This is a genomic window from Chryseobacterium sp. 7 (assembly GCF_003663845.1).
Lineage (GTDB): Bacteria > Bacteroidota > Bacteroidia > Flavobacteriales > Weeksellaceae > Chryseobacterium.
Genome location: NZ_RCCA01000001.1, coordinates 401,951 through 414,472 on the forward strand (window position 1 = coordinate 401,951; position 12,522 = coordinate 414,472).

Annotated in this window: 12 protein-coding genes; 4 read left to right on the plus strand and 8 right to left on the minus strand. The window is 35.6% G+C overall.

Annotated elements, in window-relative coordinates; genetic code table 11:
- Window positions 1–64 precede the first annotated feature (64 nt).
- Entirely contained in the window at window positions 65–1,897 is a 1,833-nt protein-coding gene (gene rho, locus CLU97_RS01905) for a transcription termination factor Rho (RefSeq protein WP_121486447.1), read from the minus strand.
- A gap of 143 nt (window positions 1,898–2,040) precedes the next feature.
- Between rho and CLU97_RS01910 the strand changes: the two genes are divergently transcribed.
- The 4 genes from CLU97_RS01910 to CLU97_RS01925 all read left to right on the plus strand — a co-directional run bounded on the left by CLU97_RS01910 (window position 2,041) and on the right by CLU97_RS01925 (window position 5,945).
- A complete protein-coding gene (locus CLU97_RS01910) occupies window positions 2,041–2,430 on the plus strand; it encodes a DUF4293 family protein (protein ID WP_121486448.1) in 390 nt (129 codons plus the stop codon).
- A 166-nt stretch (window positions 2,431–2,596) separates the two neighbouring features.
- Window positions 2,597–3,517 carry a M28 family peptidase gene (locus tag CLU97_RS01915; protein WP_121486449.1) on the plus strand — a complete coding sequence of 307 codons (921 nt, stop codon included), beginning with the start codon at window positions 2,597–2,599 and terminating at the stop codon, window positions 3,515–3,517.
- A gap of 223 nt (window positions 3,518–3,740) precedes the next feature.
- A complete protein-coding gene (locus CLU97_RS01920) occupies window positions 3,741–5,579 on the plus strand; it encodes an ABC transporter ATP-binding protein (protein WP_121486450.1) in 1,839 nt (612 codons plus the stop codon).
- Window positions 5,580–5,597: 18 nt separating this feature from the next.
- On the plus strand, window positions 5,598–5,945 hold the full coding sequence (locus CLU97_RS01925; protein ID WP_121486451.1) for a DUF1801 domain-containing protein: 348 nt from the start codon (window positions 5,598–5,600) through the stop codon (window positions 5,943–5,945).
- A gap of 50 nt (window positions 5,946–5,995) precedes the next feature.
- Here CLU97_RS01925 and CLU97_RS01930 read toward each other — a convergent pair whose 3' ends face one another.
- From CLU97_RS01930 to CLU97_RS01960, 7 genes are all read right to left on the minus strand, one after another.
- Window positions 5,996–7,798, minus strand: coding sequence for a hypothetical protein (locus CLU97_RS01930; protein ID WP_121486452.1), 1,803 nt, complete (start codon window positions 7,796–7,798; stop codon window positions 5,996–5,998).
- Window positions 7,799–8,096: 298 nt separating this feature from the next.
- A complete protein-coding gene (locus CLU97_RS01935; RefSeq protein WP_121486453.1) occupies window positions 8,097–8,417 on the minus strand; it encodes a helix-turn-helix domain-containing protein in 321 nt (106 codons plus the stop codon).
- A gap of 1 nt (window position 8,418) precedes the next feature.
- Window positions 8,419–8,832 (minus strand): transposase, encoded by a 414-nt coding sequence (locus CLU97_RS01940; RefSeq protein ID WP_121486454.1) that lies wholly within the window; start codon window positions 8,830–8,832, stop codon window positions 8,419–8,421.
- 97 nt (window positions 8,833–8,929) lie between these two features.
- Window positions 8,930–9,922, minus strand: coding sequence for a helix-turn-helix transcriptional regulator (locus CLU97_RS01945; RefSeq protein WP_121486455.1), 993 nt, complete (start codon window positions 9,920–9,922; stop codon window positions 8,930–8,932).
- Window positions 9,923–10,360: 438 nt separating this feature from the next.
- The gene (locus tag CLU97_RS01950; RefSeq protein ID WP_121486456.1) at window positions 10,361–11,017 is read right to left on the minus strand and encodes a phosphatidylserine decarboxylase family protein; all 657 of its coding nucleotides are present in this window, start codon (window positions 11,015–11,017) and stop codon (window positions 10,361–10,363) included.
- 4 nt (window positions 11,018–11,021) lie between these two features.
- Entirely contained in the window at window positions 11,022–11,894 is an 873-nt protein-coding gene (locus CLU97_RS01955) for a phosphatidate cytidylyltransferase (protein ID WP_121486457.1), read from the minus strand.
- A 24-nt stretch (window positions 11,895–11,918) separates the two neighbouring features.
- Entirely contained in the window at window positions 11,919–12,500 is a 582-nt protein-coding gene (locus CLU97_RS01960; RefSeq protein WP_165790439.1) for an LUD domain-containing protein, read from the minus strand.
- Between the last annotated feature and the right edge of the window lie 22 nt (window positions 12,501–12,522).

A 12,522-nucleotide genomic window follows, 5' to 3' on the forward strand; every position in this document is an offset into this window, starting at 1 on the left:
TAAGTCCTAAAAAAGCACGAATCAAAATGATCCGTGCTTTCTATTTAACAATATTAAATTAAATTTATTTATTCATAGACATCAGGAATTCTTCATTATTCAGAGTTCCTTTGATGTTTTTATTAACAAATTCCATCGCTTCTACAGGATTCATTTCAGAAAGATATTTTCTGAAGATCCACATTCTCTGAGAAGTTACTTCATCCAGAAGCAGATCATCTCTACGCGTGCTGGAAGAAATAAGGTCAATAGCAGGATAAATTCTTCTGTTAGCAATTTTTCTGTCTAACTGAAGCTCCATATTACCTGTACCTTTGAATTCTTCAAAGATTACTTCATCCATTTTAGATCCAGTATCAATCAATGCAGTTGCAATAATGGTAAGAGATCCTCCTCCTTCAATTTTTCTTGCCGCTCCGAAGAATCTTTTCGGCTTGTGAAGAGCATTCGCATCTACCCCACCGGAAAGTACTTTACCTGATGCAGGAGTTACCGTGTTATAAGCTCTTGCCAATCTTGTAATCGAATCCAGTAAGATCACTACATCATGTCCGCATTCAACCATTCTTTGTGCTTTTGCAAGAACAAGGTTGGCCACTTTCACGTGTTTTTCTGCTGCTTCATCAAATGTAGAGGCAATTACTTCTGCATTTACGCTTCTTTCCATGTCAGTAACCTCTTCCGGACGTTCATCAATCAAAAGAACCATCATATATACTTCCGGGTGGTTGGCTGCAATAGAATTTGCAATATCTTTCAGCAACATCGTTTTACCTGTTTTAGGCTGTGCAACGATCATTGCTCTCTGACCTTTTCCGATAGGTGCAAATAAATCTACAATTCTGGTAGAAATGGTAGAATTGTTTCCTGTCAAATTGAATTTTTCTTCAGGGAAAAGTGGAGTAAGATATTCAAAAGCAACACGGTCTTTGATAAACGCAAGATCACGTCCGTTAACTTCGGTAGGTTTTAATAATGAAAAGTATTTCTCTCCCTCTTTTGGAAGTCTTACAATTCCTTTTACAGTATCTCCTGTTTTTAAGCCATAATTCCTGATCTGTGCTGTAGATACATACACATCATCCGGAGAAGAGATATAGCTGAAATCTGAAGAACGTAAAAATCCGTAGTTATCCGGTAAAATTTCCAAAACACCTTCTATACTTACCAATCCATCGAAATTAAATTCTTTTTTATGGTCGTGCTGCTCCTCTGCCTTTTCAGAATATCTGTTTTGATTCTGATTTTGGTTTTGATGCTGCTGGTGTTGTTGGTTTTGGTTTTTATGCTGGTTTCCACCGTTCTGTGGATGGTTGTGTCCTTTTTGAGGTCTGTTTGCCTGTTGCTGTTGAGGATTGTTAGGCTTTTCATCAGCCTGAGCAGGCTCTTGAGGTTCTGTGTTTTTTGGAGTTTCAGTTCTTTCCTGAGATACTTCTGTATTAGCTGTATTGGTAGAAACTCTTTTTCTTTTCTTTTTAGCTTGAGCATTTGCTGCTGATTCTTCATTTACTGCAGCTACTTCAGCTTTTGGCTCTTCCGGTTTTATTTCTTCAGAAGCGGGTACCTTTTCTTCTATTTTTTCTTCTGCTTTAGGTTCTTCTGCCGGAGCTTTTGTATTTGTGTTTGTTTTTGGCTTGGCTGCCGGTTTTTTCGGAGCAGCTTTTCTTGCCGGGGCTTTAGCAGGTTTTTCTGCTGGAGCCTCTTCAGTAGTTACACTGGTAGTTTCTGTGGCGTTGATATAATCTTTTGCAACTTTAGGGTTAGAAGCCTGAAAGTCAAGAATAGCAAAGATCTTGTCATTTTCATTGCTGGTTCTTGCAACTTTAACGCCCAAATCTTTTAAGATTTTAGTCAGTTCCGTTACGGATTTTGACCTTAACGTTTCTATGTTAAACATATTTATGTAAAAATGTAATTAATTGTGAGTAAGAAAAGTAAGTCCGGCGACTTTGGTTTTCAAGTACATTGTATAATGCAAATCTACACTTATTTTTGAATTGTGCAAAATTTATGTTATTTTTGCCAAGAATTTAATATTCAATGCTACAGAGAATACAAACAATATGGACTTTATTAGCAGTTTTAGCTGCTGTTTTCCTTTTTATAACGGGACAGGATGTTGTTATTTCAGACAGTATTCCTTTACTTAATATAGGATGTATAGTCCTTGTTATCATAGGAGCATTAAGTATTTTTAGTTTCAAAAACAGAAAAAGACAAATTTTGCTGAATACCATCAGCATCATTATAAACGTTTTGTTGATTGGTGTATTGGCGTACTGGTTACTCAACTTATCCGGAGGAATTCATTTTCCTGAGAAGGGTATTGAGCCGATTTTCCCATTAATCGCGGTGATATGTCTGCTTATAGCAAATGTTTACACCCGCAAAGATGAGAGGCTCGTAAAATCTGTAGACAGACTTCGATAGCCTTACAACGATTTTTTGAGTGAGAACAGCTTCTTTTAGGAGCTGTTTTTTATTGTTTATATACTCTGAGTATATCATTCACAATGCCGAATCAATTAATTTATGTAATTTCATGCAACATTTTCACTGAAAATGCGACAGATCATATAACTTTCAATTAAAGACAATGAAAAAGCTCACGTATCTTACTTTATCACTTTTCTCCCTATTCACCTTTGCACAGGAAGTTTCCAAAGAAAGGGTAAAAACAGTTCTTTCTACTTTGGCATCAGACGAAATGAAAGGCCGTGAAATAGGAACCCAGGAAAATGAAAATGCAGCCAATTATATTGCAAAACTTTTCAAAGAAAATAATCTGGAATACTGCACCGGAAAGTCGTACCTCGTACCTTTTGACTATAATGGGAAAACAGTATATAACGTTTGTGGAGTCAAAAAAGGGAAAACAGACCAGTATTTGGGATTCTCGGGACATTTTGATCATATCGGAACCAGTGATAAAACCGGAGACAATATTTATAACGGAGCCGATGATGACGCCAGCGGAATTACCACTCTGGTAGGTATTGCCGACTATTTTAAAAATAAAAAACCGGAATTTTCTATGGTTTTCATGGCATTTAATGGGGAAGAAAAAGGAATGCTGGGATCAAGAGCCATTTCAACAGATAAAAATCTGGATCCTATTTATAATAAGATGACTGCACTTTTCAATTTTGAAATGGTTGCTACAGAATCCCAATGGGGGAAAAATGCTTTATATATGACGGGAGACGGATTCTCTGATCTTGATGAACTTTTCAATAAAAATGCGGTGAACGGACTCAAAATCAATGCCGATCCTTATGCAAAACAACAGCTGTTCTACCGCTCAGATAACGTAAGCTTTGTAAAAAAGAAAATCATTGCCCACTCATTCTCTACCGTGGATATGACGAAAGCATCTCATTACCATCACGAAAATGATGATGTCAATATTGTAGATCTTGATAATATGACGCAGATCATCAATAACTTTGGAAAAACACTGGATAAGCTGAGTCCGAAAAATTTTGCCCCGAAATATAATGATCAGGTGAAATTTTAAGTCAAGTAAAGATAAAAAAACCGCTACTTCAGCGGTTTTTTTATTATCCGGTTCTCTTATTATTAAGTCATTTTCAAGCCTGCTTATTCAAAAAAACAAAGTATGATTGCCCCTCGTTGTAACAAAAAGACATTTTTTGGAACTTATCCATTAAAGTAAAACAGGATTAAGAACGTCTTATCTTTTAATTTTACGTAATTTTGCTATCCAATTTTTTTATTGAATGAACCAATATATTAAAATACTAAAGTTCGCAAGACCTCACCAAAAATACATCTACGGAAGTTTGTTTTTCAACCTTATGTACTCTGTATTTCAGATTGCTTCCTTAGGAACTATTCTACCCGTTTTGGGGATGCTTTTCGGAACCATTGAGGCTAAAAAATACAGCCATCCTCCTGTTTATTCGGGAGAGATTTTAGACTTTTTCTCTTATGCAAAAGAATATGCCAATTATTATGTTCAGACCTTAGTGGCTGAGCATGGAGCACTTAACGTTTTGGCGTGGCTTTGTGTGGTAACGGCTTTTATGTTTTTACTGAGAAACCTTTTCAGATATTTAGGTTCGTTTTTACTGATCAATTACCGAGTAGGGGTTACTAAAGATCTTCGTGGAGCTATGTACAGAAAGATTCTTTCTTTACCCGTTTCATTTTTTACAGAAAGCAGAAAGGGAGATCTGATGTCTCGTATGTCCAATGACGTGGGTGAAGTGGAAGGAAATATTTTAGGAAGTTTAGTTGAATTAATCAATGCGCCTTTCATGCTGATCAGTACATTGGTAACACTCTTCTTTTTAAGTACAGAGATGACGCTTTTCTCTCTTTTAGTATTGCCTGTAATGGGAACTATGATCGCTTTAATAGGAAAAAGTCTTAAAAAAGATTCTCACGAAGCGCAAAATGAAATGGGAAATATTTTCTCTATTGTAGATGAAACATTAAAGTCTACCAAAGTGATTAAAATTTTCAGCGCAGAAAAAATAATGGACAACCGCTTTATGCAGTCTATGCAGAAATGGATTAACAGTTCAATAAGCCTGGGCAGAAAAAAGGAATTAGCCTCTCCCATGAGCGAATTCTTAGGTTCAGTTACTTTCTTAATTATTGCCTGGTACGGTGGTAAACAAATTATTGTAGAACAAAGTATTTCACCTGCAGATTTCTTGGTTTTCCTGGGTATTTTCTTCCAGATTTTACCTCCTGTAAAAAGTTTATCCCAGTCTATCTCGAATGTACAGAAGGGAGAAGCTTCTCTTGAAAGAGTTTTAGCAATTCTGGATGCTGATGTGAAAATAGACGAAGTACCCAATCCTGTTTCTATCTCCACATTAAACAGTTCTATCGAATTTAATAATATTGGTTTTTACTATGATAAAGACCACACGATTCTTAAAAACTTCTCACTTTCCATTCCTAAAGGGAAAACTGTTGCTCTTGTGGGGCAAAGTGGAAGCGGTAAAACAACTATTGCTAACCTTTTAGCGAGATTCTATGATGTTTCGGAAGGAGAAATACTGATTGACGGAACTGACATCAAGCATTTAAAATTACAGGAATACCGTAAACTATTAGGAATGGTAACACAGGAGTCTGTATTATTTAATGATTCCGTTTACAATAATATTCTGATGGGTAAACCTGATGCTACCAGAGAAGAAGTAATTGCTGCGGCTAAAATTGCCAATGCAGATGCATTTATTACCACACTTCCTGAAGGATATGATTCCAATATTGGAGATGATGGAGGTAAGCTTTCCGGAGGTCAGAAACAAAGGGTTTCTATTGCCAGAGCAGTATTGAAAAATCCTCCAATTATGATTCTGGATGAAGCCACTTCCGCACTGGATACGGAATCTGAAAGATTTGTACAGGATGCACTGGAAAAAATGATGGAAAACAGAACTTCCTTAGTGATTGCCCACCGTCTTTCAACCATTCAGAAAGCAGACTGGATTGTAGTAATGGAAAAAGGTGATATTGTGGAACAGGGAACACACCATGACCTGATTGCAAAAAGAGGAATGTATCATAAGCTTGTTGAACTTCAAAACTTCGACTAATCTTTTAATTCAATTAAAATGAACCCCATACAAGAGTATTTCTACAGAATCGAAGAGCCTGAAAGAAGTACTCTTTTATTTTTGCGTAATGCTATTCTGGCTTCGGATCCGGAACACATTACGGAAACATTCAGTTTCGGACTTCCGTTTATTAAATACAAAAAGAAAATGCTGTGCTATTTCTACTACAGCAAAAAATACCAAAAACACTATCTGAGTTTTTATCACGGTGACAGATTAGATTATCCGGAACTGATTCAGGACGGCAGAAAGAAGTTTAAGATTCTTCTTATTGATGCAGAAGAAGATATTCCTGTAGAATTTATACTAAGCCTTACAGAAGAGATTAAAAGATATATAAAATAAAAAACTCCGGTACGAATCATCGCACCGGAGAAATCTTTAAAAACCTTTTATCATTGTGTGTTTATTCCGTTAAATTCTGCCTGCTTTATTGCCCAGGCAATCATATTGGCAAAGAGGATGGAATTCTGAACCTGCATCCCTCCTGTTGTATATCCGTTTCCGGCGTATCCGTAAGCTGATTTCTGAACCGGAAAATACCCTCCTGTGCTGGGTGCTACAAAAGGCTCAATAGTATTACTTGCATATTGATTTCCATTAGCATTTTCGTTACTTAAAAAGCCACCGTCACCAAACCAGATAAAGTTTAAGCTAGTATTTCTTAACCCTGAAATTCCAGTTCTGGTAGTTGTACTGTTGATAGGCTGCGCATAGCTGTAAGGAACAAAACCACTTGTCAATCCTGACATGTTTACAGTTGTAGAAGCATCCTCACCCCAGTTTTTCCCCCTTACATCTCCAAAAGGCCCGTTAAGGATAGGATCATCAGTATTGGTAAGAGCATACACAGAACCTGCACCTGCTCCATAAGAGGCAGAAATAGTAGGATCAGAGAATATTCCTCTGAATAAATTCTGTGCAGTCCCTGTATCATCTGTCAGAGCAATGACAACTCCTTTTTTATTAAGATAAGAAGCAATATAACCGGCATCTGTAGCATTAGGTGTATAGTTGTAACCAATAACAACAATATCCGGCTTATTATTCAGAGCAGTCTGAAGGGCTGTTGATGAAGGGGAATTTCCTAAAGAAGTATGGGTAAAACCTTCATATTTAACAATACTGGAAGCAGTGGTACCGAAATTTGTCGGAGAATCCATCAGACTTCTTGAGGGACCAGTATATGCGCTATACCCGTAAGCTGTTTCCAGTCCGATATGGAGAACCGTTTTCTTAGGAATAACAACCACTACATTTACAGAACAAGTGGTAGATACACCTCCCTGGCTGTCAGAAGTAATCGTAATTGTTTTCACCGATGTAGAGGTTGGCGTTCCTGTTCCTCCTAATGTTATATTCTGATTTCCTGTAGCCGTAAATGTTCCTGATCCGCTGAAAGAAATTCCATCCACCGTATTGGTAGTAATAGTATAGCTTCCCAATGTTGCAACATTCACAGGTAAAGTAATGGTATTGGAAGCAGTAAGTGCAGTTCCTACTTTGTAAACACCATTTACTGTTGCACTACCACAACTCATAGTATATGATCCTGCAGGGCTTAGTACAGCAATAGAAATAGCGGGTGTACAGGTAACAGCAGCGCCGTTTGCTTCCAGTGACACATTATCTGTCTGGATATTCACAGGTGTTCCCTGCCCCGGAATCTGTACTGTTTGTGTTCCGGTATTAAGAAATACGCCGGTTCCATAGAAGTTATATCCGTTTGTAGTAGTACCCGAAATGGTATAATTACCTGGTTTCGTTACGTTAACAGCAATGCTCAGATAATTTGAATTGGTAAGTTCTTTACCTTTCACATAGCTTCCCATTGCTTTGGAAGTAGAGCAGTCTATCGTAAAAACAGATTTACCCATTTGTCCGCAGACACTTTTCCATTCGTTATCTGCAAGGCTCCAGTAATTGATACAATCTTCAGTTGTGTTGTAAATGGTCAAGCCATCATCTTTAGACTGGTTGATTGTAATAGCATTTCGTTGTGCTTCAGTTAATCTTGGAATTAGTATTCCTTTGTTGTTATTTCCTGAAACAACATCCAGAACGGAATTAGAATTGGGCGCTGAAGTATTAATCCCTACTGCACCATTATTGGTTTGAGAAAAAGATTTTCCAAAAATAAAAAGCATTGCGATAAGCAAAACTTTGATTGGAGGCATTGTAAATTTTGTTTCCATCATTGTATATGTTATAATTGTTTGATAATTAAAATTTTTAATCAGATCATTTAACAGGCACAAAATTATCAACGATAGGCTATTATAAATTAATTTTCCGATACGCAATACTACTCACGCGTAGTAAAACTCACAAAACACCAGCAACTTACATTTATTTAAAAGCACAAATAAAAAGTTGAGTTATTTAAAATAACTCAACCATAAATTCAAAAATAAAAATCAAATCAATAAAAAACTTATCATTGATCAATTATATCAAAAAATAATATTACTAAATTAAATAAAATGCAATTTTAATTTATGAATTGAAAATAGTTTTCCATTTGGCAATGGTATTCCGGCTTATTTTAAACTGTTTACCCAACTGAAGATTGTTGAGCCCATTCTGTTTCTGATATTTTAGAATTTTCAAAATAGATTCCTTATCATAGGAACGAAGCCTTTGATTATTAAACCCAACGGTATATTCAGGTTCTCCAAAAATCAGTTGATTAAACTTAAGAATATCAAAAGCCGAATGCAGTGTTTCCAGTTTAAGCCTGATGGCAGCATCTATTAATTTTTCAGGAAACTTTTCTTCAAGAATGTCTGTGTAAATCTGTTTGTAATCAGGGATCATGTTATAGTTTTTTCATCCATTTGTATAAAGTTGTTTTTGGGATTTTATACCTTTCTACAACGTCATTGGCTGTCATTGTTCCGTTTTTTATTTTTTCCAGGATAAAATCCTTTACCTCCTGTGTATAAATGCTTTTCCTGAAAACAAGAGAATTTCCCTTCTGTCTGAGTGCATTGTCCATTCTGGACTGTGGGGAATACAAAATGAGATGTCCGGTATAAAATCTAAAGAAATCAAATCTTAAGAGTTTACACCACTTCATCAGGATGTCTGTATCCATGCTTTTTACATGGTACATCTTTTCTATATCACCCTCTGTACTCCCAAAAAATCTGCAGATTCTTTCTATTGAAATCTGATGCTCTTCCACTTTTGATCTGATCAGGCTTCCAATATGAATGTTCTTAATATTCATCACAATATTTTTAAGTAAAAATATCGACAAGAAACTCAAAAAATACCATCAGACACTACTCAACACTACGTATAAGTAATAAAAATCGGAATTTTGTTTAAATTTTAATGAGAAAGCTATTGATATTGATCTCTGAGGAAATATTCAGCTTTTTCCGGATCCTGTATTTTTTACTTTCCACAGCCCGAATACTGTTATTGGTACACTGTGCAATCTTCTTGGTATCAAAATCAAGCTTCATCAATGCACAGAAATACAATTCGGAATGGATAAGATTAGGATTTATTTTCAAAATACCGGGGATAAAATGTGGAAAAAACACCTGAAATTTCTCAAAAAACATAGGCGAATTGCTATCTGCTAAATTTAAAATCTCCTGAATATTTTCTTCTGAAAGGTGGTTGATCAGCATTTGGTGCTTCATGAGTTCCGTATTCGTTTTCACCAGATCTTTGATGGTAGAATCTTTTTCCTTTTTATCTGAAATTAATCCATGAATAAGCGCATCTTTCTGGGTAATAAAAACAATATCCATAAGAAAAGAGGCTACGGAAAACAAGATATTCAGCAGCTTTATGGTTTTAAAGTCCTCTTTTTCTATATATCTGCTCTTAGGAAGAAAATTAAAATCAAAGTAAAGGCATGCAATAAAGTTAATACTGATGATGAAAGTAATAAGGAAAATAGCAAAAGTATCTTTTTTATAATTCAGAAAGAATGGCAGGGCAAATAAAAGGCAAAAATAAAAATACTCTACACCAGCATTTTTGTAGGTATAAATATTAAAAAAATTCACTATAAAAGTCAGCAGTACAAATACAAAGATGACAAATCCTTTCAATATATTTCTGAATCGTTTTGTTTTCCCCTTTATTGCCATTAAAAGCAACCAAAAAAAAGTAATGACAGTAAGAAAGATTGAGATCAACGTATCTCCGAAAAAAGTAATAATAAAAATAGAATAAAACAGAAATATGAAAAACAATAAAAGGAGATAACGGTTAATAAGATGAAGATAATTACTTTCGAAATCATCATCTATATTCTCCGCTTCGTTGTTGATCACTTTAAAGAAAAACTTATAAATCATCTTGTTGTTGTTTTTTGTGCTTACACAAGCTTAAGTTGGCATTTGTACTTCCGAAAGTATAAATTCCCCTATATTAACAGCCCTTCATGCAAATAAAAACTTACAAAACGAAATATGTCAGTACTTTTCCAGCATTAAAAAGGGTATGATTAAGGTGTTTTTCTAGTTCTAATTTACTAAAAATCAACATTAAAATTATCAAATAAAATACCATTCCTGATAAAATTTAATAATTGCTTATCTCATATCACCTAAAAAGCGAAAGCTTGTGTTTTTAAGCATGCAAAAATATTGATCTCAACGGAATATTATGAATCTTCTTATACGCAATATTACGCGTGCGTAATTAAACTCGAACAACAAAATATACTCATTAATCCAAAATAAAAAAGAGAGCTTTTATAGCTCTCTTTTGATTTTTATATACGATAAAGAATATTAATTTTCTTTCAGTTTGGCAATAATATCTTCACCTCCTTTTGTAATATCCCCGATCTTGCAGATGATTTCCGTATCCAAAGGCAAGAATACATCCATTCTGGACCCGAATTTAATAAATCCGAACTCATGTCCCGCTTTTGCATTATCTCCTTCATTACAGTAGAAAACAATCCTTCTGGCCACATATCCTGCAATCTGTCTGAAGACTACTTTATGATTCGTCATTGTTTGCACTGCAACAGTAGTTCTTTCGTTCTCTGTAGAAGATTTTTCATGCCATGCTACAAGATATTTTCCAGGGTGGTATTTCTTGTAAATAACCTCTCCGGAAACCGGATATCTACAAATGTGCACATTCAGTGGAGACATAAAAATAGAAACCTGAATAGCTTTTCCTTTTATAAATTCGTCTTCATCCACTTCTTTAATCATTACCACTTTTCCATCTACCGGAGCTATAACGTTTTCTTTATGCTCCAGAATACTACGATCCGGAACTCTGAAAAACCAGAAAACTAAACCATAAATAACTAATAATGGGATGATGATCAGCAGGGACCATATTTTAAGGAAATAAATTGCTAAAGCACCCAGAATAATAAAAGCCAGGGTTGCAACGGTAATTGTTCCTTTTGATTCTCTATGTAATTTCATGAGACTAAATAAATTTTTCTAAAATAAAGTACAAATATACAACAGGAACGCAGATAATAAAACTATCCAGCCTGTCTAAAACTCCGCCATGTCCAGGAATGATGTTTCCACTGTCCTTCACACCGAAATTTCTTTTCAATTGGCTCTCCACCAAATCACCTAGCGGAGCAAAAGCGGCTACCAGAAATCCTACGACCATCCAGTTTCCTCTCAGCTCTGGCTGATAATGTTCTATAAAATAAGATAACACTAATGTTAATACCACACCTCCCGCATATCCTTCCCAGGTTTTCTTAGGAGAAATTTTAGGAGCCATTTTATGTTTTCCTAAGAACTTTCCTACCAGATAAGCAAAGGTATCACTACTCCAGATCAGGATAAACAGAAACAGCACCTCAAGAGAGAAACTTTCTGAATAGCTGGAGAACTTTGGAAGTCCTAATGCAAAACTAAACGGAAGCGCGACGTAGATAACTGTAAAAATAAGTTTTCCACTGTCGAAGTATAATTCGTTGGGATATTTGAATAAAGTAACCACAGCAATTCCAATGAGCGCCAGCGCCAGTATTTCACTCAGCCTGAAATCAAAAAAGAAATCGTGATTAAAATATCTTTTGGAAAACATGTAGAATATAAAAATGACCAGCGGATACACTACCCATTTTTCATACCCGTTTCCAAACTTCATGATTTTGACGCACTCCCATGTTCCCACAATCAGCAGCAAGCTCATTAACCCATGATAAAGATACTGTTGCTTGGCAAGACCAGGGGCAATACTGTTCAGCAGCTGTGCTCCCAATGGAGTAGAACAAAGAATAATGATGGCTACATAAACGATACCTGATACGGTTCTTTGAATGAGATTTTTGTCCAAGATGTAAAATTTTGAGGTGGTTGCTTAATCTTCAAGCAGCAATAAAAATAATTTTGTATTGGAATTGGAAGAACTGTCCATTTTAGACTGGCTTCCGCTGATGGAAGTAAGGTTCTTGATATTTCCGTTTCTTTTTATTTTCCCCATAGCATCATTCAGGTTGTTTACAATCTGAGAAACATTGGCAATGATGATAATTCTATCAGGAAGCCTTGAAGAATGATAATGAAGAATATTATTATGCGAAAGCATGATTCTGCCATCATAGGCAATCAGGTATTCACAGGTGATGAATGCGGCGTCATTAGACGGCTGAAGTTCTGAAGTATAGGTAGACTTCACAACGTTCAAAAAGTTCTGAAGTTCTTTATCCCAACAGAAAAGGTTATGGATACCTTCAATTTTGATAATCTGATTTAAAGTTTGTAGAGCCTCCGCTTCATCTGCACAATAATTAAAAAATCCCCCCGAATGCGTAAATAATTGCGCAAACTTATAGTCAAGATCCGCATTTTTCAGCGAATCCCCAAGCTTCTCCAGGCTCTGTTTGTCCTCTTCTTCAGGCTGGTTGGTAAGTTTGCTTACAATCCTCTTGAATAAATTCAACTTAATCTATTTTTAGTCAACT